Origin of the sequence: Mesorhizobium sp. LNJC394B00 (assembly GCF_000502555.1) — a bacterium.
Taxonomy (GTDB): Bacteria; Pseudomonadota; Alphaproteobacteria; order Rhizobiales; family Rhizobiaceae; genus Mesorhizobium.
Genome location: NZ_AYWH01000003.1, coordinates 93,771 through 118,959, shown reverse-complemented (window position 1 = coordinate 118,959; position 25,189 = coordinate 93,771). Strand labels below are relative to the sequence as shown.

Annotated in this window: 28 protein-coding genes, 1 tRNA gene and 1 pseudogene; 14 read left to right on the top strand and 16 right to left on the bottom strand. The window is 62.9% G+C overall.

Annotated features, from left to right (window positions below; genetic code table 11):
- Nucleotides 1-21 precede the first annotated feature (21 nt).
- Both X751_RS149170 and X751_RS149175 read right to left on the bottom strand, forming a co-directional pair.
- Complete coding sequence (locus X751_RS149170) at nt 22-870, bottom strand: alpha/beta hydrolase (RefSeq protein ID WP_245261692.1); 849 nt, start codon at nt 868-870, stop codon at nt 22-24.
- A 53-nt stretch (nt 871-923) separates the two neighbouring features.
- Nucleotides 924-1,289, bottom strand: coding sequence for a VOC family protein (locus X751_RS149175; protein ID WP_023672270.1), 366 nt, complete (start codon nt 1,287-1,289; stop codon nt 924-926).
- A 147-nt stretch (nt 1,290-1,436) separates the two neighbouring features.
- Here X751_RS149175 and X751_RS14390 point away from each other — a divergent pair, with 147 nt between their 5' ends.
- Nucleotides 1,437-1,745 (top strand): hypothetical protein, encoded by a 309-nt coding sequence (locus X751_RS14390; protein WP_023681378.1) that lies wholly within the window; start codon nt 1,437-1,439, stop codon nt 1,743-1,745.
- Nucleotides 1,746-1,777: 32 nt separating this feature from the next.
- Nucleotides 1,778-2,668 (top strand): sigma-70 family RNA polymerase sigma factor, encoded by an 891-nt coding sequence (locus X751_RS149180; RefSeq protein WP_023672268.1) that lies wholly within the window; start codon nt 1,778-1,780, stop codon nt 2,666-2,668.
- 30 nt (nt 2,669-2,698) lie between these two features.
- Here the strand turns inward: X751_RS149180 and X751_RS149185 are convergent, their stop codons facing one another.
- A complete protein-coding gene (locus X751_RS149185; protein ID WP_023672267.1) occupies nt 2,699-3,427 on the bottom strand; it encodes a GntR family transcriptional regulator in 729 nt (242 codons plus the stop codon).
- Between the two features lie 147 nt (nt 3,428-3,574).
- On the opposite strand from X751_RS149185, the gene X751_RS149190 reads away from it, so the two are divergent.
- A complete protein-coding gene (locus tag X751_RS149190) occupies nt 3,575-4,117 on the top strand; it encodes an autotransporter (RefSeq protein WP_023744903.1) in 543 nt (180 codons plus the stop codon).
- Between the two features lie 41 nt (nt 4,118-4,158).
- On the opposite strand, the gene X751_RS1000000168605 is transcribed toward X751_RS149190, so the two are convergent.
- The 3 genes from X751_RS1000000168605 to X751_RS149200 all read right to left on the bottom strand — a co-directional run bounded on the left by X751_RS1000000168605 (nt 4,159) and on the right by X751_RS149200 (nt 6,175).
- On the bottom strand, nt 4,159-4,356 hold the full coding sequence (locus X751_RS1000000168605) for a LysR substrate-binding domain-containing protein (protein WP_348524268.1): 198 nt from the start codon (nt 4,354-4,356) through the stop codon (nt 4,159-4,161).
- 14 nt (nt 4,357-4,370) lie between these two features.
- Nucleotides 4,371-4,447, bottom strand: a tRNA-Arg gene (locus X751_RS149195).
- Between the two features lie 195 nt (nt 4,448-4,642).
- Nucleotides 4,643-6,175, bottom strand: coding sequence for a HAMP domain-containing sensor histidine kinase (locus X751_RS149200; protein ID WP_023672265.1), 1,533 nt, complete (start codon nt 6,173-6,175; stop codon nt 4,643-4,645).
- 367 nt (nt 6,176-6,542) lie between these two features.
- On the opposite strand from X751_RS149200, the gene rpmH reads away from it, so the two are divergent.
- From rpmH to yihA, 6 genes are all read left to right on the top strand, one after another.
- Nucleotides 6,543-6,677, top strand: coding sequence for a 50S ribosomal protein L34 (gene rpmH, locus X751_RS0133430; protein WP_008833937.1), 135 nt, complete (start codon nt 6,543-6,545; stop codon nt 6,675-6,677).
- Nucleotides 6,678-6,693: 16 nt separating this feature from the next.
- Nucleotides 6,694-7,047: a ribonuclease P protein component gene (rnpA, locus tag X751_RS149205; RefSeq protein ID WP_023672264.1), complete on the top strand. Its 354-nt coding sequence runs from the start codon at nt 6,694-6,696 to the stop codon at nt 7,045-7,047.
- A 14-nt stretch (nt 7,048-7,061) separates the two neighbouring features.
- A complete protein-coding gene (gene yidC / locus X751_RS149210; protein ID WP_023681359.1) occupies nt 7,062-8,876 on the top strand; it encodes a membrane protein insertase YidC in 1,815 nt (604 codons plus the stop codon).
- Nucleotides 8,877-9,216: 340 nt separating this feature from the next.
- Nucleotides 9,217-9,783, top strand: a complete 567-nt coding sequence (locus X751_RS149215; RefSeq protein ID WP_023696020.1) for a fasciclin domain-containing protein — start codon at nt 9,217-9,219, stop codon at nt 9,781-9,783.
- A 320-nt stretch (nt 9,784-10,103) separates the two neighbouring features.
- Nucleotides 10,104-10,742 (top strand): CatB-related O-acetyltransferase, encoded by a 639-nt coding sequence (locus X751_RS149220; protein ID WP_023744902.1) that lies wholly within the window; start codon nt 10,104-10,106, stop codon nt 10,740-10,742.
- Nucleotides 10,739-11,398, top strand: a complete 660-nt coding sequence (gene yihA, locus X751_RS149225; RefSeq protein WP_023673242.1) for a ribosome biogenesis GTP-binding protein YihA/YsxC — start codon at nt 10,739-10,741, stop codon at nt 11,396-11,398. The genes X751_RS149220 and yihA overlap by 4 nt, the downstream gene beginning before the upstream one ends.
- A 66-nt stretch (nt 11,399-11,464) precedes the next feature.
- On the opposite strand, the gene X751_RS149230 is transcribed toward yihA, so the two are convergent.
- A complete protein-coding gene (locus tag X751_RS149230) occupies nt 11,465-12,208 on the bottom strand; it encodes a TetR/AcrR family transcriptional regulator (protein ID WP_023673241.1) in 744 nt (247 codons plus the stop codon).
- Nucleotides 12,209-12,354: 146 nt separating this feature from the next.
- Here X751_RS149230 and X751_RS149235 point away from each other — a divergent pair, with 146 nt between their 5' ends.
- The gene (locus X751_RS149235) at nt 12,355-13,536 is read left to right on the top strand and encodes an HlyD family secretion protein (protein WP_023744901.1); all 1,182 of its coding nucleotides are present in this window, start codon (nt 12,355-12,357) and stop codon (nt 13,534-13,536) included.
- Between the two features lie 22 nt (nt 13,537-13,558).
- Nucleotides 13,559-15,154 (top strand): DHA2 family efflux MFS transporter permease subunit, encoded by a 1,596-nt coding sequence (locus X751_RS149240; RefSeq protein WP_023744900.1) that lies wholly within the window; start codon nt 13,559-13,561, stop codon nt 15,152-15,154.
- 118 nt (nt 15,155-15,272) lie between these two features.
- On the opposite strand, the gene X751_RS149245 is transcribed toward X751_RS149240, so the two are convergent.
- The 6 genes from X751_RS149245 to X751_RS1000000167505 all read right to left on the bottom strand — a co-directional run bounded on the left by X751_RS149245 (nt 15,273) and on the right by X751_RS1000000167505 (nt 20,083).
- Nucleotides 15,273-16,820, bottom strand: coding sequence for an FAD-dependent monooxygenase (locus X751_RS149245; protein ID WP_031247104.1), 1,548 nt, complete (start codon nt 16,818-16,820; stop codon nt 15,273-15,275).
- A gap of 153 nt (nt 16,821-16,973) precedes the next feature.
- Complete coding sequence (gene msrB, locus X751_RS149250) at nt 16,974-17,474, bottom strand: peptide-methionine (R)-S-oxide reductase MsrB (protein ID WP_023736961.1); 501 nt, start codon at nt 17,472-17,474, stop codon at nt 16,974-16,976.
- Nucleotides 17,475-17,685: 211 nt separating this feature from the next.
- Nucleotides 17,686-18,243 carry a fasciclin domain-containing protein gene (locus X751_RS149255; protein WP_023744898.1) on the bottom strand — a complete coding sequence of 186 codons (558 nt, stop codon included), beginning with the start codon at nt 18,241-18,243 and terminating at the stop codon, nt 17,686-17,688.
- A gap of 224 nt (nt 18,244-18,467) precedes the next feature.
- Nucleotides 18,468-19,190 carry an anti-sigma factor gene (locus X751_RS149260; protein ID WP_023736962.1) on the bottom strand — a complete coding sequence of 241 codons (723 nt, stop codon included), beginning with the start codon at nt 19,188-19,190 and terminating at the stop codon, nt 18,468-18,470.
- On the bottom strand, nt 19,187-19,726 hold the full coding sequence (locus tag X751_RS149265) for a sigma-70 family RNA polymerase sigma factor (protein WP_023673234.1): 540 nt from the start codon (nt 19,724-19,726) through the stop codon (nt 19,187-19,189). Before X751_RS149265 ends, X751_RS149260 begins: the two co-directional genes overlap by 4 nt.
- Before the next feature lie 120 nt (nt 19,727-19,846).
- On the bottom strand, nt 19,847-20,083 hold the full coding sequence (locus tag X751_RS1000000167505; protein WP_023696029.1) for a hypothetical protein: 237 nt from the start codon (nt 20,081-20,083) through the stop codon (nt 19,847-19,849).
- A gap of 56 nt (nt 20,084-20,139) precedes the next feature.
- Here X751_RS1000000167505 and X751_RS1000000167960 point away from each other — a divergent pair, with 56 nt between their 5' ends.
- Both X751_RS1000000167960 and argB read left to right on the top strand, forming a co-directional pair.
- Nucleotides 20,140-20,370, top strand: a complete 231-nt coding sequence (locus tag X751_RS1000000167960) for an amidase family protein (protein WP_023696030.1) — start codon at nt 20,140-20,142, stop codon at nt 20,368-20,370.
- 77 nt (nt 20,371-20,447) lie between these two features.
- Nucleotides 20,448-21,341 (top strand): acetylglutamate kinase, encoded by an 894-nt coding sequence (gene argB, locus X751_RS149280; RefSeq protein WP_013528489.1) that lies wholly within the window; start codon nt 20,448-20,450, stop codon nt 21,339-21,341.
- A 49-nt stretch (nt 21,342-21,390) separates the two neighbouring features.
- Here argB and X751_RS1000000165660 read toward each other — a convergent pair.
- The 3 genes and pseudogenes from X751_RS1000000165660 to X751_RS149290 all read right to left on the bottom strand — a co-directional run.
- Nucleotides 21,391-21,784: pseudogene (locus tag X751_RS1000000165660) on the bottom strand (RidA family protein); the annotation flags it as partial.
- Nucleotides 21,785-21,896: 112 nt separating this feature from the next.
- On the bottom strand, nt 21,897-23,444 hold the full coding sequence (bchE, locus tag X751_RS149285) for a magnesium-protoporphyrin IX monomethyl ester anaerobic oxidative cyclase (RefSeq protein WP_023744897.1): 1,548 nt from the start codon (nt 23,442-23,444) through the stop codon (nt 21,897-21,899).
- 111 nt (nt 23,445-23,555) lie between these two features.
- The gene (locus X751_RS149290) at nt 23,556-24,032 is read right to left on the bottom strand and encodes an Lrp/AsnC family transcriptional regulator (RefSeq protein ID WP_023687465.1); all 477 of its coding nucleotides are present in this window, start codon (nt 24,030-24,032) and stop codon (nt 23,556-23,558) included.
- A 139-nt stretch (nt 24,033-24,171) separates the two neighbouring features.
- Between X751_RS149290 and phhA the strand changes: the two genes are divergently transcribed.
- Entirely contained in the window at nt 24,172-25,008 is an 837-nt protein-coding gene (gene phhA / locus X751_RS149295; RefSeq protein ID WP_023744896.1) for a phenylalanine 4-monooxygenase, read from the top strand.
- Nucleotides 25,009-25,189 lie beyond the last annotated feature (181 nt).

Below are 25,189 nucleotides of genomic sequence, written 5' to 3'. Positions count from 1 at the left end.
TTTCCTGTTGAACTGACGATCTCACGCGCCTCTGAGCGTCAGGTGCAAGGTCTCGGCGAAGCGGTCGGGATAGGGCGCAAAGCCCATGTGGTCGCCGGGGAAGGCGGCGCGCTTGCTGCCGAGCCCGTCGGCCAGCGCCTTGCCCATGCCGTCGATCGGCTGGCCGATGGACTCTTCGCCGATGCCGACCACGACCGGGCGGCCGCGCAGCGCCTCGATATCAGGACGGTAGAGCGACAGCGGCATGACGCCATGCGCCAGCCAGTATTCGAAATTGCCGCTGACCCTGGCAAAGGTCTCGGCCTCCTCGGGCGACGGTTCGAACGAAGGCGGTCCGTCCTGCGGCCCGGCTTCATCCTGACCCGGCCCTTCCGACAGGCTGTTCTCGCTGAAGAATTTCTGCATCGCCGCCTCGACACCCTGGCTGCGATAGGTGTCGTGCAGGTCGCGCATGCCGGCCAGTGACGGCGACGGGTCGTCGAGCAGCATCATGCTGGGCGGCTCATGCGCCACCAGTGCACGAACCCGGCCGGGATGGCGGGCGGCGAGGTTGAGCCCGATCTGGGCGCCGCCGCTGGTGCCGAACACATAGGCCGGTCCGGCGCCAAGCGCCTCGATCAATCGCGCGGCATCGTCGCCATGGACATCGAGGTCCTGCTCTTGCGGCTCTCCGTCGAAGGTGCTGCGCGAATTGCCGCGCGGATCATAGGCGACCACCGTGTAGCGGTCGGCGAGGTGGCCCGCGACATCGGCGAAGACGCCGGCGTCCTGCGGTCCGCCGGGGATTATCAACAGTACGGGGCCGGAACCGCGCATCTCATAATAGAGGCTGGCGCCCGGTACTTTCAGCGTCGACGTTTGGGGGGTCATGTCCATCTCTCCTGTTGTTCTCATGTCAAAGTTCGGCTTTGCGCCGGGTCCGATCATTTGCTGGCGACAACCATGCGGTTGCCCTCGCTGTCGCGGAATTCGGCGACTGTGCGGCCCGGCTGCCAAGGCGCTTCCTGCGGCTCGGTGATGATTTCGACGCCGCGCGCCTTCAGGCCCGCGACCGTTGCCTCGACATCGCCATCAACGAGCACCAGCACGGGCTCAGTGCCCGGCGTGTCATCGGGGCGTTTGACGAAATGCAAATTGGTGACGGCGCCGGGAAATGTCAGCTCGATCCAGCGCCAGCCGCTGTCGCCCATCAGCTGGTCCTCCGCCACTTGGCAAGCAAGATGTCCGGTGTAGAAGGCCTTGGCGCGGTCCTGGTCGAACACCGGCAATTCGGCAAACTGGATGTGCATGATGGGTCTCTCCTGCTCCTGGACGGCTGCCGCGCAGCCGTCGACGGGAAAGACGATCCGGACGATCGAAAAGATTCGCCGGGCGACGAATCTTTTCGAGGCCGCGAAACGTCTTCTCTGTGCAGAGTTGAAAAACAGGAGACGACAATGGGCTACAATCTCATCCGCTACGGCGTGAAGGACGAAAGCATCGCCGAGAACCGTATGCTGGTTGCACAGGTGTTCGAGGCACTCGACGACACGAAGCCGCAATCCGTGCGCTACCTCGTCCTGGAACTGGAGAATGGCGAGTTCATCCATCTTGTCAGCCAGGATGGCGACGGCCTGACGGGGCTCGCAGCCTTCAAGGCCTTCAGCGCCGATCATGCCGGGCGCCGCTCGACGCCGCTTGCCAGATCGCCGGCAAAGATCGTCGGCAATTATCGTATGCTGGCCGGCGAGGTCGTGCCGGCTTGAATGCAAAGACCGGCATTTTGGGAACGGACAGGATGAACACAGCAAAACTCGACCGCGTTGCCCTGGAGGCGATGCTCGGCGCCTTGCGACCGAAGCTGCACCGCTACTGCGCCCGCATGGCCGGCTCGGTGATCGATGGCGAGGACATCGTCCAGGAGACACTGATCAAGGCACTGCAGGCCATCGACGGCGACGCCACCGTTGGGCGTCCGGAGCAATGGCTGTTCCGCATAGCCCACAATGCCGCGCAGGATCATCTGCGCCGGCGCCAGCGGGAGCAGGCGCGCATGAGCGAGACCGACATGACGACGATCGAAGACCCCTCCGCAAGCGCCGATGCGAGGCTCGCCACCGCCGCCAGCCTGCGAAGCTTCATGCAGCTGGCAACAGTGCAGCGCAGCGCCGTGATCCTTGTCGACGTGCTTGGCCTCAGCCTGCACGAAACCTGCGAAGTGTCCGGCGCGACGCTGGCCGCGACCAAGGCAGCGCTGCATCGCGGGCGGTCGCAGCTGCGCCTGCTGGCGTCACAGGACGAGCAGGCGCCTGCCCCAAAGCTCGACGCCGACGACGAGCGGCGCCTGCGCCGCTATGTCGACCTGTTCAACGCGCGCGACTTCGACGCCGTGCGCGCGTTGATCGCCGAGGATATCCAGCTTGAAGTCGTCAACCGCACCCGCATGCGCGGCAAGGCGCAGGTTTCCAACTATTTCGGCAATTACGACCGTGTCCAGGACTGGGCGCTGTCGCTCGGCTTCGTCGACCGCAGGCCGGCCATCCTGATCCGCAACCCGCAAACGGGAGATGACGCCGTGCGCGGCTTCATGCTGGTCGACTGGCAGGATGGAAAGGTCAGCCATATCCGCGATTTCCGCTACGCGCCCTATTGCCTTGCCGATGCGGACATCCGCTTCATCGACGAGTAAGCATCGGCCAGAGAGCGCGGACTTCGCGCCTCAGGCGAAGCTTTGCAAATTGGCGTCCTGCAGCTTGGAGCCGGCGAGCAAGGCCTCGAGCACCTGCTTCTTGAGCGACAGGCACTGCGAGCGGGCAAGCTTTGCGATGGCCGAGACTTCGGCCAGCTCGCAGGCAAGCACCAACTCCTTCTGCTGGCCGATGATCGCTTGCGTGAAGTCGCGCGATTTGAAGCCGAGATGGAGGACACGCTCCGACTGGTCGAGCGTTTGGTCGAGCAGGCGAACCAGCCGCAGATTGCCGGAGAGTTCAGCCAGGGCCAGGCGAAAGGCGCGGTCGGCCGCCAGAAAGGCGACATGGCTGCGCAGCGTCTCCGGCTTCAGCACCTTCTGCGCCGCCAGCCTGATGTCGTCGAGCCCGCGTTCGGTGAGGTTTGCCGCGGCCACCCGGAACACTTCCGGTTCGATCAGGCTGCGGAGGTCGAAGATCTCGTTGACGTCGCGCAGGCTAAGCGGTGCGATGACATAACCGCGGCGCGGCTCGCTCTTGATCAGCCCTTCCTGCGTCAGGCGGGCCAAAGCCGAGCGGATCGTCGCCTTCCTGATCTGGTAGCGGTCGCCGATCTGCTTTTCGGTCAGGCTTTCGCCGGGTTGCAGGACGCAGGCGACGATGTCGCTCTTCAGCTGCTCATAAGCTTCCTCGCTGCGCAATATGTCGGCGGTCGACGGCGCCTTGACGGCGGACGGTGACACTGATTTCGGAAGAGCCATATCTGCCTGCCCGTGTGGTCTGCCCGCGTAGTCTGCCCGCGTAGTCTGCTTGCCCGTTTCGACCATCCGGTTGACGGGTCTGTCGGCATTCGCTAGCCTGAGCATCTCAGCTGTATTGGTTGAGCTTCCCAATGGAGATGACGACAAATGTCTCTTGCCGCCAACTCGCCTCTCTACGCCGTAACCGCCGGTATCGTCAACGCAGCCAAAGGTGCTCATGCCATCGAACGGGTCAAGGCGGTGCTGCGCGAACACACCGACCGCTTCCATGCATCAGGCGTGCTCGCGCATGAGGAAGACGACGATGAGGTGCTGCTGCATGCCAGCCCTGACTTGACCATCTACCACATCACGCTGTCGCCCGGCCTGCGGTACCCGCCGCACAACCATCTGATGGATGCGCTGATCGGCATCTACAAGGGCAGCGAGACCAACTTCATCTATCCCGTCGACGGCAGCGAGATCGATGCGCCGGAACGCCACGACGTCGCGGCGCCCGCGGTGGTGCACATGACCCCTGATACTGTGCACGCGGTCGCCAACACCGGCAACGCCCGCTCAGGCGCCCTGCATGTCTATCTCGGCAATCTTACCGAGACCCACCGCCACATGTGGAGCCCGGACAGCACCCACGCCGAGCCGTTTGACAATGAGCGGTATCTGGCTGGGGCGAGGCCTATTGGGCCCTGATCCGGGAAAGCGGAATAACGGTCGCCGCATACCGGCCCATTTCAAGAACACCGCAGCGCGTTGATTAGCGCAGTTAGTGCGGCAGGCTGATGCTGGCGACTGGGGTAATACATGAAGAAGCCTAGAATAGGCGGGGTCCAGTTCTCCAGCACTCGAATGAGGCGGTGCTCGGCAACGTGTTCCGCGACCTGCTCTTCATATGTGAGCCCAAGACCGGCTAGCGGATCGCAGGAAATCACAGTTTCGGCGGAAATGGCGCGCCCGAAGAGATTCGAACTCCTGACCCCCAGATTCGTAGTCTGGTGCTCTATCCAGCTGAGCTACGGGCGCGCAACAGGCCATGCTTTACATAGCCCCGCTAACCGATCCTGACGACCGGCCGCGACAAGACGTGTTCCCTAGCGACTGAATTTCCGAAAAGCAAGCCAATCCGGCAAAAGTTTTGTCGCAGCTGCTTTCGACGGTGTCGATCAAGGTGTGCTGAGATTCAGCTAAAGTCCGGCTTCGGCTGAATATCAATACTGCTCAGGCCGGGCGGCGCAGGCCGTTGCGGGCCTGGTCGAGGCGGACCGGCTGGTCGGGGATGGTGACGGCGAAGGTGGTGCGTCCGCCGATCGATTCGACCAGCTCCACCGTGCCGCCATGGGCGCGGATCAGTTCATGCGCGATGGCCAGGCCAAGGCCGGTGCCGCCGCTGCGGGCCGAGCCGCGAAACGCCGCGAACAGGTTTTCTCGCGCCTTCGCCGGCAGGCCGGGACCGGTGTCGGTGACAATGATGCGGCTTACGCTGCCTATGCGCTCGGCCGATACGGCGAGCCGGCGCACCAGCGCGCTCTCGGCGTCGGCCGCCATCGCCTGGACCGCGTTGCGACACAGATTGGTGAGCACGCGAAACAGCTGGTCGGAATCGGCATCGACCTCGAAGGCGAGCTCGACGGCATTGACGAATTCGATGCCGTCCTCGATGTCGAGCAGGCCGTGGACGTCGTCGACCAGCTGGCGCAGCCGCAAGCGGCGGCGTGAGGGCGCCGGCTCCTGCGTGCGGCCATAGTGGAGCACGCCTTCGGAATAGGAGACGGCGCGGTCGAGCGCGCGCAACAGCTTTGGCGCGAAGGCCTGCACGGTCGGGTCCTTGACCAGGCGCAGGCGGTCCGACATCAGCTGCGCCGAGGCCAGGATGTTGCGCATGTCGTGGTTGATCTTGGAGACGGCGAGGCCAAGGTCGGCAAGGTGCTTCTGCTCCGACAGCATCTTTTGCAGCCGTTCCTGCATCTGCGACAGTTCGCGCTCGGCAACGCCGATCTCGTCGGCACGGGCGGCCGGGTGGATGATGCGCCCTGGATCGTCGGGCGCCTCGGAAAAGGACAGCATCGAGCGCGTCATGGTGCGGATCGGGCCGATCATGATCAGGTCGATCGCGGCATAGACCAGCATTGCGGTGAACAGCGAGATCAGCAGCGAGACGAAGGCGACGTTGCGCGAATAGCGCAGCATGGCGTTGCGCAGGGAATAGTCGGGCATGATCAGCTCGAATTCCTTGTCGCTGTCGCCGACGGGGCCGAACACCCGCAGCATGCGCTTGCCGCCGAAGAACAGCGTATCCAGCGCCCCGGTCATGCCCTTGATCATGCCGACATTGGCGATGTCGATATGCTCGTCGACCTGCGGCGGCATCTCGGCCACCACCAGCAGGCGCGATACGCCGCCGTCGCGCACCGCGATCGCCTTGGCGCCGATTGCCATCAGCACGTCGTTCTGGGCGGCGCGGGAGAGCGAATTGGGCTCGCCCTGCACCAGCACGATCGACACCGCGGCAGCGGTGCTTAGCCGCTCCTTCAGCCAGGCCAGGCGGTAGCTGGCGATCCAGGGCAGGAAAATGAGGACTTCGGCCAGGAGCACGAAGACAATGGTGAGCAAGAGCAGCTTGGTCGACAGGCCGCGCGCCAAGGGCACTGAACGATTGGGCACCGAACGGCTCGCAACCGGGCGAACGGTCGCCGGGCTGGCATCGGCTGTCGCCGGGCCGCTCCCTTCATCCGCTGATGCAACTTCGCTCATTAAGGCCTGTTTTCACAAACGCTTGATCGGTTGAGATTAGGCGATTGCGGCTTTTTTGCCAATTTCATCCTTCGTTGGACGATGGTACCAGCAATAAAGATAGCCTCGAACTGGGTGTTCGCGCCGCGACGAACGGGGTGTCGCGTCGTGACGAACTGGCAGTTCGCACTGCGACGAACTGGCGTTCGCGCCGCGACGAACTCATAGTTCGCGCTGGATTGACTCCCAAAACCCTTCTTTCTATAAGCCGCTCACGCTCGGGCCATTCGTCCCGGCGCGGTTTCGATCGCGCCAATGCCGGCCCGGCAAAGCTCCTGTTACACAGTGACAGAATCAAGAAGGGCCGCACCCCGCGGTATTAAAACAAATGAAGCGTACCTACCAACCGTCCAAACTCGTCCGCAAACGCCGGCACGGTTTCCGTGCTCGCATGGCCACCAAGGGTGGTCGCGGCGTCGTCGCAGCTCGCCGCAACCGCGGCCGCAAGCGGCTCAGCGCCTGAACGGAAGACGAGATCGTTGCCCGCAACCGGCAAGCCAGTGGGACCAAACCCCAAGCGGCTTCTGAAACGTGCGGAATTCCTGGCCGTCCGCCGCGGTGAAAAGCGGCGCGGGCGGCTTTTTCTCGTCGAAGTTCTCGACCGCAATGACGGCCTGCCGCCGCGCGTCGGCTTCACCGTCACCAAGAAGGTCGGCAATGCGGTTGTCCGCAACCGCGTCAGGCGGCGGCTGAAAGAAGCCGTGCGCACCCATGCCGCAAGTGACATGGCGCCCGGCAATGACTATGTCATCGTCGGGCGTGAAGACGTGCTCACCATTCCGTTCGGCCAGTTGAAGGCCGAACTCTCCCGCCGTCTCAGCGGAACACGATAGGCCAAGGGCTTTCGATGGAAAACAACCGGAACTTCTACATCACCATCGTCTTGTCGGTGCTGATCCTCGGGCTGTGGCAATATTTCTATGTGCTGCCGCGCAGCGAACAGCAGCGCGAGGCGGCCCGCATCGAAGAGCAGCGGGCGGCGGAGCAGAAGAAGGCGGCCGAGGCCGCCAACCCCGGCGGCACGCCGGCGCCCGCAGCGCCCGGCGCCATTCCAAACGCGCCCGGCACCTATGTCACGACGCCGGAAGGCCGCGCGCAGGAAGTGGCCAAGACGGCCCGCGTCAACATCGACACGCCGAGCCTGTCGGGCTCGATCAACCTCACCGGCGCCCGCCTCGACGACCTAAAGCTCAAGCACTACACCGAGACGGTCGACAAGACATCGCCGCAGATCCAGCTGCTCAATCCGCAGGCGCTGCCCACCGGCTATTATGCCGAGATCGGCTTTGTCGGCAGCGACACGACCGGCACGGTGCCGGGCCCGGAAACGGTCTGGAGCGTCGACGGCAATGCGACGCTGACGCCGGCGACGCCAGTGACGCTGACCTTCACCAACGACAAGGGCCTGACCTTCAAGCGCACGATCTCCGTCGACGGCGACTACATGTTCACCGTTTCCGATGCGGTGCAGAATTCAGGCTCGACCCCCGTCACGCTGTCCAATTACGGCCGCGTCATCCGTTTCGACAAGCCGGCCGTCGCCAGCTCCTATGTGCTGCATGAAGGCCTGATCGGCGTCACGGGAACCGAAGGCCTGCAGGAGCACAAATACGCCGACATCGAGAAGAACAAGCTCTATACGCCGAGCAAATCGACCGATGGCTGGCTTGGCATCACCGACAAATACTGGGCGGTCACCCTGGTGCCGACCGAGAAGCAGCCCTTCCAGCCGCACTATGCCTATTACGACAATGGCCGCCCGCGCTACCAGTCGGACTTCCTCACCGACCCGATCACCATTGCCGCCGGCCAGTCGGCGACGGTGGAGACCGAGATCTTCGCCGGCGCCAAGGAAGTCAACAAGATCAACGCCTACGCCCAGGACCGCCAGATCAGGCTGTTCGACCGGCTGATCGATTGGGGGTGGTTCATCTGGATCACCAAGCCGATGTTCTACCTGATCGACACGCTTTACAAATTCTTCGGCAATTTCGGTCTGGCCATCCTTGCCACCACGGTCGTCGTCAAAACCCTCTTCTTCCCGCTCGCCAACAAATCCTATGCGTCGATGGCGAACATGAAGAAGGTGCAGCCCAAGATGCTCGAGATCCGCGAGAAATACGCGGACGACAAGATGAAGCAGCAACAGGCGATGATGGAGCTGTACAAGACCGAGAAGATCAATCCGCTCGCCGGCTGCTGGCCGGTGGCACTGCAGATCCCGGTGTTCTTCTCGCTCTACAAGGTGCTCTACATCACCATCGAGATGCGGCACGCGCCGTTCTTCGGCTGGGTCCAGGATCTGGCCGCGCCCGATCCGACCTCGGTCTTCAACCTGTTCGGCCTGCTGCCCTTCGCGCCGCCGGCATTCCTGCCGCATATGGGCGCCTGGGCGGTGGTCATGGGCATCACCATGTTCCTGCAGATGCGCATGAACCCGACGCCGCCGGATCCGACGCAGGCGCAGATCTTCACCTGGATGCCGGTGATCTTCACCTTCATGATGGGCAGCTTCCCGGCCGGCCTCGTCATCTACTGGGCCTGGAACAACACGCTGTCGATCCTGCAGCAGGGCGTGATCATGAAGCGCCAGGGCGCCAAGATCGAATTGTGGGACAATCTGACGGCATTGTTCCGAAAGAAACCCTCGCCGGCTGAATAAACGGCGTGGCAATCAAAGCCCCGGCTCGTCCGGTGTTTTTTGTGGACGAGGCGCGCATCACGTTCCCGTGAGGCGCGAAACTTGCGGCGTGCAACCGGCGTGGCTGCTGCTTGTACCGCCAAGGCCGATCAACACCGATCAGCCCTAATCCGAAGACCGTTGTTTTTGATCCGTGACCCCGTCATGTCCATCGCGGGGATGCGGCGCGTGGAATGGGCATTCGCCTTTAAGTATTTGTTATCATTATCATTTTTTACTCTGCACCGAAACTTTCCCGCAATCGCCGCGTAACTCTTCCCGACAATCGAATCAACAATTGTCGCACCAGAAGGGTTCTCCAATGGCAAAGTCCATCCTCAAGGCATTATGCTTTTCCGCCGGCCTGGCTCTATCGGGCCTCGCAGCGACGACGGCCTATACGCTCGCCAATCCCGCCGTTGGCGGCGCTGCGATGCTGACCTCCAAGAACATCGTCGAGAACGCCCTCAACTCGCCGATCCACAAGACGCTGGTTGCCGCCGTCAAGGCCGCCGGCCTGGTCGACACGCTGGAAAGCGCGGGACCCTTCACGGTGTTTGCGCCGACCGATTCCGCCTTCAAGAAACTTCCGGCCGGCACCGTCGCCACGCTGGTGAAGCCCGAAAACAAGGACAAGCTGACCAAGATCCTGACCGCCCATGTCGTGGCCGGAAAGATCTCGGCCAAGGAGATGATGACCAAGGCCAAGGCGATGGGCGGCAAGTATGAGATGAAGACCGTTAGCGGCGACACGCTGATCGCCGAGGTCAAGGGCGGCTCGCTCTACATCGTCGACGAGTCCGGCGGCGCCGCCAAGGTGACGGTCGCCGACGTCAACCAGTCGAACGGCGTCATCCACGTCGTCAACAAGGTGCTGTTGCCGAAGTAACGGCTTTACGCAACGGGGAATGACGGCGGGCTGCGACGGGCTTTCTCGGTCTGCCTTCCCCACCTCACGAGGAGGTGCCATTCTTTTGAAGCCGTCTTCGACACCACCGGGGTCCTGCTTGTCCTTCGCAGGGCCCCGTTTTTTTTGGGTTTCAGGGCGCCTTAGCCGACGGCGGCGGTCGACCTGATCGTGATCTGCCGCGGCACGAACTGAACATCGAAGCCCAGCAGGGCTCGCTCATCGGGCGATTGGTGCTATAGGGCGGATCACGCCATCTAGAATGGCGGCTTTAATTTGCGCCACTCTCGACGGATCTCGCCATGGACGGACCCAACCCAGACATCAAACACCCGATCCCGATGCACACCCGCGTCGGCTTCCTCAAGCCCCTGGTCACCGCGCCGAATATCGAGATCGGCGAGTTCACCTACTATGACGATCCTGACGGACCGGACAAATTCGCCGAGCGGTGCGTGCTGCATCATTATCCCTTCATCGGCGACAAGCTGATCATCGGCAAGTTCTGCGCCATCGCGGAGGGCGCGCGCTTCATCATGAACGGCGCCAACCATGCCATGTCCGGCTTTTCCACCTATCCGTTCAACATTTTCGGCCATGGCTGGGAGCAAGGCTTCGACCCGAAGACGTGGTCGCAGGAAGTGCGCGGCGACACGGTGGTCGGCAATGATGTATGGATCGGCATGGATGCGGTGATCATGCCCGGCGTGTCGGTCGGCAACGGCGCCATCGTGGCGGCGAAATCGGTGGTGACGCATGACGTGCCGGACTATGCGATCGTCGCCGGCAATGCGGCAAAGGTGGTGAAGATGCGTTTCGACGACAGGACGGTGCGGCGGTTGCTGGCTGTGGCGTGGTGGAATTGGCCGGTGGACAAGATCGGCCGCAACCTCAACGCCATCCGGGGCGCCGATATTTCGAGGCTGGAGGCAGCAATTTGAACGCGCTGGGCAACACCGTCATCGGCACCGACCTGTTCACCAAGGGGTGGATCTTCATCCGCGGCGTGCCGGCGATGAAGTTCCTGCCGCCGGAGGGGCCGCCTGAGATCGCCTTTGCCGGCCGCTCCAATGTCGGCAAGTCGTCGCTGATCAATGCGCTCGTCGGCCATAACGGGCTGGCGCGCACCTCCAACACGCCGGGGCGCACGCAGGAGCTCAACTATTTCGTGCCGGGCGGGTTTTCCGGCGAAGGCACCGACCTGCCGCCAATGGCGCTGGTCGACATGCCGGGCTACGGCTATGCCAGCGCGCCGAAGGAAAAGGTGGACGATTGGACCAAGCTGGTCTTCGACTATCTCAAGGGCCGCGTGACGCTGAAGCGGGTCTATGTGCTGATCGATTCCCGCCATGGCATCAAAGCCAAGGACGACGAAGTGCTGTCGCTGCTCGACAAGGCGGCGGTGTCCTACCAGATCGTGCTGACCAAGACCGACAAGATCAAGGCCGCCGGCGTGCCGCAGCTGATCGAAGAGACATTACTGAAGATCAAGAAGCGGCCGGCGGCGTTTCCGTTCGTGCTCGCCACGTCGTCGGAAAAGGGCGAGGGTCTGGACGAACTGCGCGCGGCGATCGTGCTGGCGGCCAATGGCGGTTAAAAGCAACTCCGGGAAAAGTGTGAAGCGGTTTTCCGTCCGGAGTTGCGAAAAAAGACCTTTGGCTAACTAGGCCTTTGCCTTGGACTTCGCCTCAAGCGCGATCATCTGATGGCTTTCTTCCTCGGCAAGCTTTTCGGTGCCGTAGGACTTCAGGAACAGGCTGACGCCCGACCGCACGATGTGGTCGATTTCATCCTGGCTCGGCGCCGTGGTGCGGTAGGCGAAGATGCACTGGCGAAACAGGCCGGCGAGGCACAGTTCGGTGAATTGATAGGCGGCAAGATCGACATCATCGATCTTGAGCAGGCCGCGTTCGATGGCTGCATTGAGGAACTTGACCACCTTGTCGTGGCCGCGTTTGGGGCCACGTTCGTAAAACCGCGCGCCCATGTCCGGTATCCTGTCGGAGGCGCCGATCACGGTGCGTTGCGCCTGGATGACCTTGGCCGAGGTGATCTTCATCGACAGCACCTTGCCGAATTTCACCAGCGTCTGGCGCAGATCGTCGGCGCGGTCGAGCATGTCGTACATGTTCTTGAAGATGGTGCCGCGCTCTTCCTCGATCAGCGCCTCGAACAGCTCTTCCTTGTTGGCGAAGTAGACATAGATCGTGCCCTTGGAGACGCCGGCCTCGCGGGTAATGTCGTTCATCGACGCCGCTTCGAAGCCCTTGTCGATGAACACGCGCCGCGCGCCCTCAATGATCTGGCTGCGCTTGACGGGATCCTGGCCCGCCGCCGGGCGGCCGCGACGCGCACTATCCAGCACATCGCACCGATCATTTTCGACGTCGGGTAACGTGTCGGCCATTAAAGTCACACCTCGCGAAATAATTCGAACCGAGCGGTTCGATTGCTCTTGATATGGGCCTGCTTTAGCGCTATGTCAACGTTCGGATCGAACCGAACGGTTCAGTATAACACATTTTCCTTATGTAGCTACGGTAGCGAGATATCATGTCCTCGAACACGCCAACCACCGCCGAAGTCCGCCCCTTTCCCAACGCCAAGGTCTCGCCGGTTATCGAAGCGCCGGAAGCGCCCATCAAGCCTGCCGCCGAAGTTTTGGCCGAGGTGCCGGCCAAGAAGAAGCGGTCGGCTCGCTCGTTCATGCTGCCGATCATCGGCCTCGCTCTGCTCAGCGCCGGCGCCTGGTATGGCTATAATTACTGGACCGACGGCCGGTTCCTGATCTCGACCGACGATGCCTATGTCCAGGCCGACATGTCGTTCGTCTCGCCGAAGATTTCCGGCTATGTCGATCAAGTCAAGGTCTCGGAGAACCAGCAGGTCAAGGCCGGCGATCCGCTGCTGACGATCGACGACGGCGACTACAGAATAGCCGTTGCCCAAGCGGAGGCGCAGATCGCCACGCTGGCCAAGACGCTCGACCGTATCGACGCGCAGACCAAGGCGGCGCACGCTTCGCTGCAACAGGCGCAGGCGCAGAAGGTCGCCGACCAGGCGGCAGCCGACAATGCCGCTCGTGCCCAGCAGCGCGCCGCGCAACTGGTCAAGACGCATGTCGGCACGCAGGCGCAACTGGACGACGCCCAGACCGCTCTCGACCAGGCCAATGCAGCCCTTGTCGGCGCCGACGCGCAGATTGCAGCCGCACAGGCCAATATCGGCGTGTTCGAAGCGCAGCGCGCCGAATCGGCCAGCACGCTGGCTTCGCTGCGGCTGAACCGCGACAAGGCCGCCCGCGATCTTTCCTTCACCGTGCTCAAGGCGCCTTATGACGGCGTCGTCGGCAACCGCTCGGTCGAGCAGGGCGACCTCGTCAGCCCCGGCCAGAAGCTCGCCGTCGTGGTGCCGCTGGACAAGCTCTACATCGTTGCCAACTTCAAGGAGACGCAGCTGGCCAAGCTGGTGCCCGGCGAGAAGGTGCGGGTCTCGGTGGACGCCACGGACGGCCATGATTTCGAAGGCACGGTGTCGTCGCTGGCGCCGGCTTCGGGTGCGGTGTTCTCGCTGCTGCCGCCGGAAAATGCCACCGGCAACTTCACCAAGGTGGTGCAGCGCATCCCGGTTCGCATCGACGTGCCGGCCGATGTGCTGAAGGCCGGCAGGCTGCGCGCCGGCCTGAGCGTCGTCGTCGCCGTCGACAGCCGCACGGCTCCGACCGCGGCGAACTGAGCGGCCGCAAGGGGATAACGCCATGGCAACCGCAACCATAACAGCAGGAGCGGCCCCTGCCATGCCGGCGGTGCCGACGACCATCTCGACGCGCCGCCTCATCGCCTTCCTGGCGATGGTGTTCGGCATGTTCATGGCGATCCTCGACATCCAGATCGTCTCAGCCTCGCTGGCCGAGATCCAGGCCGGCCTCAGCGCCAGTTCCGATGAAATCCCATGGGTGCAGACCGCCTATCTGATCGCCGAAGTGGTGATGATCCCGCTGTCGGGCTTCCTCAGCCGGATGCTGTCGACGCGCGTGCTGTTTGCAGGCGCCGCGGCCGGCTTCACGGCGGCCAGCGCGCTGGCCGCGACCGCCACCAACATCGACCAGATGATCGTCTACCGCGCCATCCAGGGCTTTATCGGCGGCGGCATGATCCCGAGCGTTTTCGCCGCCGCCTTCACCATCTTCCCGCCGTCGCGCCGCGCCATGGTGTCGCCGATGATCGGCCTGGTGGCGACGCTGGCGCCGACCATCGGCCCGACCGTCGGCGGCTATATCAGCCATGCCATGTCGTGGCACTGGCTGTTCCTCATCAATGTCATTCCAGGCATTCTGGTGACGGTCACGACCTGGACCCTGATCGATTTCGACAAGCCCAATCTCGGCCTGTTCAGCAAGTTCGACTGGTGGGGCCTTGCCGGCATGGCGGCGTTTCTCGGCTGCATGGAATATGTGCTCGAGGAAGGTCCGAACCATGACTGGCTGCAGGAACAGGCCGTGTTCATCTGCGCCATCATCATGGTTGTCGGTGCGGCGCTGTTCTTCTGGCGTGCCTTCACCGCCGAGGAGCCGATCGTCGATCTCAGGGCCTTCACCAACGTCAATTTCGCCTTCGGTTCGCTGTTCTCCTTCGTCATCGGCATCGGCCTGTACGGTCTGACCTATCTCTACCCGGTGTTCCTCGGGCGCATCCGCGGCTACGATTCCATGATGATCGGCGAAGCCCTGTTCGTCAGCGGCCTGGCGATGTTCGTCACTGCGCCGATTTCCGGCATCCTGTCGAGCAAGATGGATTTGCGCATCATGATGATGATCGGGCTGTTCGGCTTCGCTGCCGGCACATGGTGGATGACGCATCTGACCGCCGACTGGGATTTCTGGGAATTGCTGATCCCGCAGATCCTGCGCGGCAGCTCGATGATGCTGTGCATGGTGCCGATCAACAACATTGCGCTCGGCACCTTGCCGCCGGACCGGCTGAAGAACGCGTCGGGCCTGTTCAACCTGACCCGCAACCTCGGCGGTGCGGTCGGCCTTGCCGTCATCAACACCGTGCTGATCGATCGCAGCGCCTTCCACTACGCCAGGCTGGCCGAGCATGTGGAATGGGGCAGTGCGGCGGCGCAGACCAAGCTGCAGAACATGACGCTCGACTTCCAGCAGACGCCTGGTCTCGACGCCACCAAGGCCGCGATCTCCAAACTGTCGGGCATGGTCCAGCAGCAGGCGTCGCTGCTGTCGTTCATGGATGTGTTCACCATGCTGACCGTGCTGTTCGCGACCATGGCGGTCTTTACCCTGGTCATCGCCAAGCCGGCGCCGCCCGCGGGCAGCGGTGGCGGAGGCCATTGAGCGCGCCGGACCCCCCCGCCTGGCGCCCTCATGTGTGACCCCGGAAATCACCCCCGATTTCCGGGGTCACGCTTAAGCATCGATCGTTATCAAGCTCCTTGGTCGAACACCCGGCGCGCTATGCTGCGGCAGGCGGCCCAAACCATTTGGTCAGCGAGTCGGTTAGCCCGGCTGCTTCAGGGCCGCCGACCCAGGCCACATAACCGTCAGGCCGGACCAGCACTGCGCGTGGGGCTTCGACTGCCCCCAGCACCGGAAGCTCCCATGCGCCATCGTAGCTGGCGTCGACCAGCTGAATCCGCTCCACCCACTGGCCGATACCAAAAGCGCCGGGCTCACCAAGATTAAGCAGCAGCGGCCGGGCGTCATGCAGCAGGGCGAAAACCGGCAGCGGACCGGCAGCGGTGACGAGGTCGAGATCCGGCATGCGACGCCCCAGCAGCGGATGCCCCTCGCCAAGATCGTAGTGGATGTCCAGGCCGGACAACATGCCGGCAAAACGCTTGCGCGGTTCTTCCATGCCGAGAAGTTCCGACACTGTATCGCGCAGCGCCTTGGTGCGCTCGTCTTCGCGACGGAGCACGACCGACGCCATGGTGTTTTTCATCACACGCGCGGCAATCGGGTGGCGCTCTGCCTGGTAGCTGTCGAGCAGGCTTTCGGGCGCAGTTTTCCTGACCACCTGGGCAAGTTTCCAGCCCAGATTGACCGCGTCCTGCACGCCGGTCTGCAGCCCCTGTCCACCGTCCGGCGGATGCACGTGCGCGGCGTCGCCGGCCAGCAGCACCCGCCACTTGCGGTATGAGGCTGCCTGCCGGGTCATGTCGGTGAAGCGGGCCAGCGATGTTGGATTGTGGACGCCGTAATCGGTGCCGTAGACGGCAATGAGCGCCTCGCTGAGCTCATGCAATGTGGGCACGCCGCCGGCCCCGACCTCGCGTTCGGTCACCAGCACCCGTACCGTACCGTCTTCCAGTCTGCTGAGGCCGTGAATTCCGATGGCGTCGCGGTGGATACCCCATTGCGGCTCTTCTGTTACCTCGACCTCGGCAATCAAATTGCTGATTGTCGGCTCGGAACCGGGGAACTCTATGCCAGCCGCCTTGCGCACGAGACTTCTGCCGCCGTCGCAACCGACGAGATAATCGGCACGAAGCGACCCGCCATCTGTCAGCGCGACATCGACGCCGCCTGCATCCTGCACGAAGCCTGTCACCTCGCGGCCACGGTAGACCGTGACGCCAAGTTCATCGACCCAGCAGGCAAGGATCCGCTCTATGTGCTTTTGCCACAGCGCCAGCCCGTAATTGTGGCGGGTGGGGAAGTCGCTGATGTCAAGCGAAACGCCGGCGAAGCCTGCGACCTGTGCGGTCTGGCCTTGCGACAGGAACCGATCGGCAATGCCGCGCTGGTCGAAGATCTCGATGGTGCGCGAATGCAGGCCGCCCGAGCGCGCGCCCGCGAGATCCTGGTTCTCGCGCCGCTCGACGATGGCGACATCGATGCCGGCCAGGGACAGTTCGCCGGCCAGCATCAACCCGGTCGGGCCGCCGCCGGCGATCACCACTTGATGGGAGATACGCGGCCGGTCCGCATCAACACCGCCGGTCGATTTGGAGGTCGATTTGGGCTCGCCGTCGCGAGCCCGTGCTTCAGTTCGTTGCATAGGTTCTGGCCCTCTCGTTAAGGGCTGCGGAATCTACGCATAAAAAGCCGTCTGCCAATTCTTGAAGTTGACTGTTTTCGCCCCATTTCAAGAGATAGGGGGCGGTCGTCACACCGGCGCCAAATCCCCACCCCGCTAAAAGACGCCGAACGGTCAGGCAGTGGCCGGCTTGAAGCTGAGCGCAACGCCGTTGATGCAGTGGCGCAGGCCGGTGGGTGCGGGACCGTCATCGAAGACATGGCCGAGATGACCGCCGCAGCGGCGGCAATGAACCTCGGTGCGGGTCATGCCCAGAGAACGATCCGTGGTCTTGCCGACGCTGTTGGCGATCTCCTGCCAGAAGCTCGGCCATCCGGTACCGGAATCGAACTTGGTCTCCCAGGAATAGACCGGCAGGTCGCAGCCGGCGCAGGCGAAAATGCCTTTGCGGTGCTCGTTGAGCAGCGGGCTGGTGCCGGGATATTCGGTGCCTTCCTTGCGCAGCACATTGAAGGCTTCATCCGACAGGATGGCGTGCCACTCGGCGTCGGTCTTGGTGACCTCGAAGGTTTCGGCAGCTCTGGCGGACTGGGTTCCGCCCAAGCGTAGCGTTGCCAAGGCGCCGGCGACGGCCGCAAAGGCGACGCCACTCAAAAGCAAGTCGCGACGGTTCATGACGGAAATCCTCCTGCGGATCATTTTGCCAGATTTGGCCGCCACTGGAAAATCAAAAGCCGGTGACGGTTGCCCTGCAAACCGAACGCTCCAAGCCGGCTCCGCGTTTTGTGGCGGACGGCGTGGAGCGCTCGGAAGATTGCGCGGCCCGCGAAGGGGGAGCCGCGCAATCAGAGAGCTTACCGCCTGTTCGTCGGCGGCAGGGGCTTTGTTACATCTTCGGCAGCAGGACCTTGTCGATGACGTGGATGACGCCGTTCGACTGCTCGACATCGGCGATCGTGACATTGGCGACATTGCCGTTCTCGTCGGCTACGGTGACCTTGCCGCCATCGGCCTTGAGCGACAGCTCGCAGCCGCCGACCGTCTTGACCTTGTGGGTGCCGCCATCGGCCTTGGCCATCGAGGCGACATCGGCGCCCATCGCCTTGGCGCCGATGACATGGCAGGTCAGGATCTTGGTGAGCTTGTCCTTGTTCTCGGGCTTGAGCAGCGACTCGACCGTGCCAGCCGGAAGCGCGGCGAAGGCCTCATTGGTCGGCGCGAAGACGGTGAACGGGCCGGCGCCCTGCAGTGTCTCGACCAGGCCGGCAGCCTTGACGGCGGCGACCAGTGTCGTGTGATCCTTCGAATTGACGGCGTTCTCGACGATGTTCTTGTTGGCGTACATGGCGGCGCCGCCAACCATCGGATTCTCGGCATAGGCGATTGTGGCGAGGGCGGAGACGGCAATGGTACCGGCGAGCAAAAGGGTGGAGATTCTACGCATAGTGTTCGAACTCCTCGGGGTTATTGTTTCCTCTTTCGGGAACATGAGGAGATACGTAATAGAACTGCCTGAGTTTCCGCGCGCCGGGAAAAATTTATCCTTTATCTTGTCGGCGAATTATCTCCGGAGATCGAATCTCTAATCTCCAGCAGCGTATCCAAAACGAAAACAACGGAAGATCTACTTCCGCTGACTTCATTGTCACGTCATGGTTTTACGATCTATCAGATGCCCTTCAGGTCGCCCGCGGCAACGACCGGTCCGGTCGGCTGTCCCGTCGTCGAACCGCCCGTCGGCTCGACGCTGACAGCAAGCACGGCGCCCTGCGCCAGCTTCTGCTGCACGGCCGGGGTAACCGGGATATGGGCGACCTGGCCGGCGGGGATGACGCCCATCGAGACCGGAGCATTCTTGCCTTCGATCATCCACAGTTCGAAGTCCTTGCCGGCGGCGCGTTCGCCCGAAACCAGCGACAGGCCGACATCGCGGCGGGAAGCGTCGTAGACGACAAGGTATTTGACATCGCTGCCTTCGGCAGCCAGCGAGGCGACGAGGCGCTCCTGCGGCACGACGACCGGCGACCTGACGTAAGGCACGGCGACATAGAGCACCAGGGCCGCGAGAGCCGCTGCGGTGAGGCCGCGCCAGAAGCTAAGGCTGGACCACAGGCTGCCGCTCGGGGCCGTCGTCGACGCCGCGGTGGAGGAGAACAGCCGGCGATCGATAGCCGGCTTGATGGTGGCCGGCGGCTCTACCTCAGCATAAGCGGCAGCCATCGGCGAGAGGTTTACTTCCCAGGAATCGACGAGACGGGCAAAGCCGGTCTCCGCGTCGATGCGTCCGGAGGCTATCTGGCGCTCATCCGCCGGCAGCACGCCGAGAACGTATTCGGCTGCGAGCAGGTCGTCGCCTCCACGTTCCGGTCCATTTTCTTCTGCCAGGGTCATCTTTCCAGACATTCTCTAAGTTTCAACAGGCTGCGGCGCAGCCATGTCCGCATCGTGTTGAGCGGAACCTTGTGACGTTCCGCGAGCTCGGCGTAACTTTCGCCGTTCAAATAAGCACCCCGAACGGCTTGCGCCCGGTCTTGTTCCAACTCTTCAAGGCACTGATAGATGCGCTCGGATTCACCGCCCGCAACAACCATAGCCTCTGGCCCCGGACCGGGGTCAGCCACGTCGAGCGCGGCATCGATATCGGCAGCGGGCTTGCGTCGCGACCGGATGCGATCAATCGCATGATTGCGTGCTATGGCCACCAGCCAGGAGATTGGGCTTAGATCGGAAACAGCGAAACGGTCCGCCTTCGTCCACACTTTGACGAAGACCTCTTGCAGCGCTTCTTCCGCATCTCCGCGATCCTTCAATACACGAAGGCACACGCCGAAAAGTTTCGCACTGGTTTGCCGGTAAAGCAGATCGAACGCAGTCCGATCCTTCATCGAGGTCCGGACAATCAGGGTGGAGATATCCTGCGGCGTCATACGGACAAGCTAAGCGATCACGATTTATTTGCAAAGGCAGAAATCTTGTTGTCCACGCAATCGATGTCCGCGCCCGATCGCCAGTAATCGCCGGTCGGTTGCCAAGGAAATCGGCTGTCGTTAGCCTCCCGCAGATAGGGGAACAGCAATGTCGGCCGAACGGATGCTGTGGGAGAACGATGCGACCGGCTTGGCAGAGCTGTTGCACAGAGGCGAGATCTCGCCGCCAGACCTTGTCGATGCTGCGATCGCGCGCGCCGAGGCAACCCGATCATTGCGCATCCGCCGCTTGCCTGAGGCGCCATGGACCCGAAGGGGGCCGACGAGCTCATCGAAAACCTGCTCGACAAATTGCATTTGACCCGTCTCTTGGAGATCAGATCCTTGTTTGGGCAATTGATGGACAAGAGCCTGTGGTTCACCACTGGCCGGCGATCCAGAATGTCAGCGGCCAGCCGTCGATCGCGCTCCCGGTCCATGTCACCGATGCCGGCCTGCCGCTCGGCATCCAGGCCGTCGGCCGCCCCGGCGACGAGCAGGACGCTTTTGTCGCTTGCTGCGCAGATGGAGAAGGTTTCCGGGTGGCTGACGCGGCGGGCGCCGCTCAAGGTGCCGGCCTGATCCGGCAGATTTCATCATCGTGATAGCAAAGCTGTTTGCGGCCTGGGCCAATTCCCGCTAAGACGCCGCCGTCCTTACCCACATCCAGGGAACCATGCCGATGACGGAGATCACCGCCACCGCCGAAATGCAGGCCGCTCTGCTCTCGCGGGCCCTGCCCTATATGCAGCGCTACGAGCACAAGACGGTGGTGGTGAAATATGGCGGTCATGCCATGGGCGATATCGAGCTCGGCAAGGCTTTCGCCCGTGACATCGCGCTGCTGAAGCAGTCCGGCGTCAACCCGATCGTCGTCCATGGCGGCGGGCCGCAGATCGGCGCCATGCTGGCCAAGATGGGCATCGAATCCAAGTTCGAAGGCGGACTGCGCGTCACGGATCAGAAGACGGTCGAAATCGTCGAGATGGTGCTGGCCGGTTCGATCAACAAGGAGATCGTCGCGCTGATCAACGCCGAGGGCGAATGGGCGATCGGCCTGTGCGGCAAGGACGGCAACATGGTGTTCGCCGAAAAGGCGCGCAAGACCATGATCGACCCGGATTCCAACATCGAGCGTGTGCTCGATCTCGGTTTCGTCGGCGAACCGGTCGAAGTCGACCGCACCCTGCTCGACCTGCTGGCGCGCTCCGAAATGATCCCGGTGCTGGCGCCGGTGGCGCCCGGCCGCGATGGCCATACCTACAACATCAATGCCGACACCTTCGCCGGCGCCATCGCCGGCGCCTGCCAGGCGACGCGCCTTTTGTTCCTGACCGACGTGCCCGGCGTGCTCGACAAGAACAAGAAGCTGATCGACGAGCTGACGGTGGCCGAAGCCAAGGCGCTGATCAAGGACGGCACGGTGTCGGGCGGCATGATCCCCAAAGTCGAGACCTGCATCGAGGCGATCGAGCGCGGCGTCGAAGGCGTCGTCATCCTCAACGGCAAGACGCCGCATGCGGTGCTTCTGGAACTGTTCACCGAACACGGCGCCGGCACGCTAATCGTGCCCTGATCGGCAACTGGCTTGGCGGCCAGTTGGTCGGCTGGCCAGCCCTTAGGCAGGCTGGGGGCAGGCGCGCGATGACCTTTATCTTCGAAGTCGAAGCCGGCTAACCAGTTGACGCCGACCGCCGTCCAATTGGTGTAGGGCGGTTCACCGAACACCTTCAGCCGAACGGCATCGATCACGGGCCATTGCGTTGCCGGATCGGTGTGGAAGGTGGTCACGTCGACTATATCGTCGAACGTGGCGCCCGCTGCTTTCAGCACTGCCGCGAGATTGTCGAAGGCAAGCTGGACCTGCTTTTCGAAGACAGGTTCGGGCGACCCGTCCTCGCGGCTGCCGACCTGGCCCGAGACAAACAAAAGATCGCCCGATCGGATTGCAGCAGAATAGCGATTGATCTCGTAGAGAGCCTGCCTGCCGGCAGGAAAGATCGCGTCACGTTTGGTCATTTTCACTCCATTGTCCGGGGCACTCACATACGTCCCGTATGCATGAGGTGGGTACATACGCCGCGTATGTCAATACGCATACGGTACGTATCTATGAATGGCAGCGAGCCGGTCAGGTGCCGGCCGAGATCGCGACAGCCGCTTCGGCCGGCTTGCGCGACGGGCGCATGACGAGCATGGATTCCTCATCGGCATCCTGCGGAGCGCCCCAGAACTCAGCCAGCGTCGGACCATCCTTGAGGCGGCGGTCGCGGGCCAGGAAACCCCAGACCTCGCGGAACCACACGCGGCGGCCCATTTGGGTGTACCAGCGCATCGAATGGCGCTGTTCGGGATCGGGGTGGAAGAGAATGCGCGCCAGCGCCTTCGGCCGCGACTGCACCGCGACCTCGATCAGCTTGACCGAGAAGAACAGCATCCACGGTTTCAGCCGGGTCATCTGCAGCACCTGGTGCTTGTAGTCCCACAGCCGGGCATCCGTCTGGATCACCTTGCGGTCCTTGGCGATGCGGAAGAACGGCGTCCAGCGGTGCGGCGTGACATAGAGCGCCTGGATCTGGTCGGGGTCGTAGGCAAGCAGCTGGCGAAAGCCGCGCCACAGATCGCGAAAGGTCTCATCCTCGAACCCCGCCACCCAGGTCGCCATGGACAGTATGCCATGCTGGCGGAGCAGCCGGATCGCCTCGCGGTCGGATGAGGTGCTGCCGCCCTTGCGGATCAGTTGAAGCGTCTGCTGGTCGGTGTTTTCCATGCCGAGCAGCCAGCGGATGACGCCGGCCTTGCGATAGAGGTGCAGGATGTCGGCATCGCGCACGATGTCGTCGGCCCGGGTCGAGCCGACGATCAGCACCGGCACGTTCTCGGCGATCAGCGCATCGAGAAAGGCGCGCCAAACCTTCTTCGATACGGTCGGGTTTTCGTCGGCGAGGTTGATCAGTTCGACGCCGTGCTGGCGGTGCAGCCAGGCAATCTCCTGCGCAAATTTTTTGGGGTCGCGGTGCCGCCAGCGGGTCCAGAAACCGCGCTGGCCGCAATAGTTGCACAGATGCGGGCAGCCCCGCGAAAACTGCATGACCACGGCGCGCTTGCCGCCCCAATAGCTGTAGCGGCGGTGATCGATCAGCTCCCAGCTGACGCGGTACTCGTCCAGATTGGCAGTGGTCCCGGCCGGCCGCGTCGCGAAGGGGCGGCCGAGATCGTCGCGATAGGCGATACCCGCGACATCGCCCAGCGGCCGGCGATTGTCCAGTGCCACGACCAGGGCAAGGATGGTTGCCTCGCCCTCGCCGCGCACGATGAAGTCGAAGACATCGCTCGCCGCCAATATGTCGCGCCAGTGATAGGTCGGGAACACGCCGCCATAGATCACCAGCGTCGCCGGCTCGAGCGCCTTGACCATGCGGGCGATCGCGAGCGCGGTGGGATGCGCCGAGGTCGAGCCGGAGTGGCCGATCAGGATGCAATCGGGCTGGCCGCTGAGCGCATCGCGCACCAGAGTTTCCAACGGCATCGGCCCGAATTCGGCATCGACCAGCCGGACTTTATGGCCGGCGTCGATAAGCGGGCCGCCCAGTGCCAGCAGGCCGAGCGGTGGCAGATGGTCATCGGGCACGCGGCTGCCGATGGCGGTGTGCGGCGGATTGATCAGCACGATGTTCATGACGGACCTTTGAGCGACGGTCCGCATGGCGTAGCCGGCGTTTCAGTTTCGCATTTGGGCTCCGTTCAGCAGTTTGCGTGCAGCTTTTCCGCAGAAATGGCGGTGCGTGTCCTACCGCCTGAGGTGGGCGAGCGGCACGTGGCCCGGGCCCTTGATGTTCTGCAGCACCAGCTGGGTGTGAACGTCGCGCACGCCGGCAAGGCGCATCAGGCGGTGCATGACGAAGGCGTTGAGTTCGTCGACCGACGGCACCATGACGTGCAGCAGGAAATCGTGGTCGCCGGTCATCGTCCAGCATGACGACACTTCGTCCATGCGTTGCACGGCGGCGATGAAGGTTTCGGGCGAACCGTCGCTGTGGCTGGTGAGCCGCACCTGGATGAACACCTCGACCATCAGGCCGACGGCGCGGCGGTTGAGCACGGCGGCAAAGCCCTTGATGATGCCGGCCTCCTGCAGCGCCTCGAAGCGGCGGGCGCAAGGCGTCGTCGACAGGCCGATCTCCTGCGCCAGTTCGGACACGGGCTTGCGTCCATCGCGCTGAAGCACATCCAGCATCTTGATCTCGAAATCGTCGAACTGAGGCATTTTCACTCTCTTTCAGCTTCTGCTTGGTGATTTTTACCTCAAATCATGGACCCAAGCCATCATCAAAGCTGAATTGCCTCGCCGGCCGCCGCTAGACTCTGCGGACAGATTCAAGTGTCACGATCAGGGGAGAAGAACCATGACGACGATGAGCGTTGCCGAATATGCCCGTGATTGCGCGGCGCAAGGCCTGCGTGGCGACTATTCAGTGTGCCGTTCCGATTTCACCGTGGCGCAGGGCTATGATTACAGCGCCGACGAACAGGCGGTGTGGCGCACGCTGTGCGACCGGCAGACCAAGCTGACGCAGAAGCTGGCGCACCATTCCTATCTCGATGGCGTCGCCGCACTCGGCCTGCTCGACAAGATCCCGGATTTCGGCGCGGTCTCAGACAGGCTGCGCAAGCTGACCGGCTGGGAAATCGTCGCCGTGCCTGGCCTCATCCCGGCCGCGCCCTTCTTCGACCATCTCGCCAACCGGCGCTTTCCGGTGACCAACTGGCTGCGCACCAAGGACGAGCTCGACTACATCGTCGAACCCGACATGTTCCACGACTTCTTCGGCCATGTGCCCATCCTGACACAGCCGGTGTTTGCCGACTTCATGCAGATGTATGGCGAAAAGGCCGAGAGCGTGATTGCGCTGGGCGGTGACGAGATGATCACCCGGCTCTACTGGTACACCGCCGAATACGGGCTGATACAGGAGGAGGGCCAGAAGCTGAAAGCTTTCGGCGCCGGGCTGATGTCGTCGTTCACCGAATTGCAGTTCGCCGTCGCGAGCCCGGACGCGCACCACGTGCCCTTCGACCTCGAAACGGTAATGCGCACCGGTTACGAGATCGACAAGTTCCAGCGCGCTTATTTCGTGCTGCCGTCCTTCGACGTGTTGCGCGATGCGTTCCGGACCGCCGATTTCAAGGCGATCGTCGCCCGCCGCAAGGGGCAGCCGGCGCTGGACCCAGCGACGGTTTAGCAAATCCTGAAGGGTTGCGCGGCACCTATCCCCACCCTTAATCCCTCCCCACAAGGGGGAGGGAGATCTCGTTGGCGCTGATTTCCGAGGGTTTCGACACCAAGGCATGGGTAGCGCCGGCAGCAATCCTGTCGCGCCGTTCGCTTTTTTGACAATCAGACGGTGATGACTTCGTCACACC

Bases quoted from the DNA above. Each gene is read 5' to 3' on its own strand.
- bchE (WP_023744897.1), bottom strand. From the start codon at position 23,444: ATGAACATCGTGCTGATCAATCCGCCGCACACCGCCATCGGCAGCCGC.
- X751_RS14390 (WP_023681378.1), top strand. From the start codon at position 1,437: ATGGGCTACAATCTCATCCGCTACGGCGTGAAGGACGAAAGCATCGCC.
- X751_RS149180 (WP_023672268.1), top strand. From the start codon at position 1,778: ATGAACACAGCAAAACTCGACCGCGTTGCCCTGGAGGCGATGCTCGGC.
- msrB (WP_023736961.1), bottom strand. From the start codon at position 17,474: ATGAACCGTCGCGACTTGCTTTTGAGTGGCGTCGCCTTTGCGGCCGTC.
- X751_RS1000000167505 (WP_023696029.1), bottom strand. From the start codon at position 20,083: ATGCAATTTGTCGAGCAGGTTTTCGATGAGCTCGTCGGCCCCCTTCGG.
- X751_RS149255 (WP_023744898.1), bottom strand. From the start codon at position 18,243: ATGCGTAGAATCTCCACCCTTTTGCTCGCCGGTACCATTGCCGTCTCC.
- phhA (WP_023744896.1), top strand. From the start codon at position 24,172: ATGACGACGATGAGCGTTGCCGAATATGCCCGTGATTGCGCGGCGCAA.
- X751_RS149220 (WP_023744902.1), top strand. From the start codon at position 10,104: ATGGACGGACCCAACCCAGACATCAAACACCCGATCCCGATGCACACC.
- X751_RS149200 (WP_023672265.1), bottom strand. From the start codon at position 6,175: ATGAGCGAAGTTGCATCAGCGGATGAAGGGAGCGGCCCGGCGACAGCC.
- X751_RS149190 (WP_023744903.1), top strand. From the start codon at position 3,575: ATGTCTCTTGCCGCCAACTCGCCTCTCTACGCCGTAACCGCCGGTATC.
- X751_RS149240 (WP_023744900.1), top strand. From the start codon at position 13,559: ATGGCAACCGCAACCATAACAGCAGGAGCGGCCCCTGCCATGCCGGCG.
- rpmH (WP_008833937.1), top strand. From the start codon at position 6,543: ATGAAGCGTACCTACCAACCGTCCAAACTCGTCCGCAAACGCCGGCAC.
- X751_RS149265 (WP_023673234.1), bottom strand. From the start codon at position 19,726: ATGACGCCGCAGGATATCTCCACCCTGATTGTCCGGACCTCGATGAAG.
- X751_RS149215 (WP_023696020.1), top strand. From the start codon at position 9,217: ATGGCAAAGTCCATCCTCAAGGCATTATGCTTTTCCGCCGGCCTGGCT.
- X751_RS149175 (WP_023672270.1), bottom strand. From the start codon at position 1,289: ATGCACATCCAGTTTGCCGAATTGCCGGTGTTCGACCAGGACCGCGCC.
- X751_RS149245 (WP_031247104.1), bottom strand. From the start codon at position 16,820: ATGCAACGAACTGAAGCACGGGCTCGCGACGGCGAGCCCAAATCGACC.
- X751_RS149170 (WP_245261692.1), bottom strand. From the start codon at position 870: ATGACCCCCCAAACGTCGACGCTGAAAGTACCGGGCGCCAGCCTCTAT.
- X751_RS149185 (WP_023672267.1), bottom strand. From the start codon at position 3,427: ATGGCTCTTCCGAAATCAGTGTCACCGTCCGCCGTCAAGGCGCCGTCG.
- X751_RS149260 (WP_023736962.1), bottom strand. From the start codon at position 19,190: ATGACCCTGGCAGAAGAAAATGGACCGGAACGTGGAGGCGACGACCTG.
- argB (WP_013528489.1), top strand. From the start codon at position 20,448: ATGACGGAGATCACCGCCACCGCCGAAATGCAGGCCGCTCTGCTCTCG.
- yidC (WP_023681359.1), top strand. From the start codon at position 7,062: ATGGAAAACAACCGGAACTTCTACATCACCATCGTCTTGTCGGTGCTG.
- X751_RS149290 (WP_023687465.1), bottom strand. From the start codon at position 24,032: ATGCCTCAGTTCGACGATTTCGAGATCAAGATGCTGGATGTGCTTCAG.
- X751_RS149235 (WP_023744901.1), top strand. From the start codon at position 12,355: ATGTCCTCGAACACGCCAACCACCGCCGAAGTCCGCCCCTTTCCCAAC.
- X751_RS149230 (WP_023673241.1), bottom strand. From the start codon at position 12,208: ATGGCCGACACGTTACCCGACGTCGAAAATGATCGGTGCGATGTGCTG.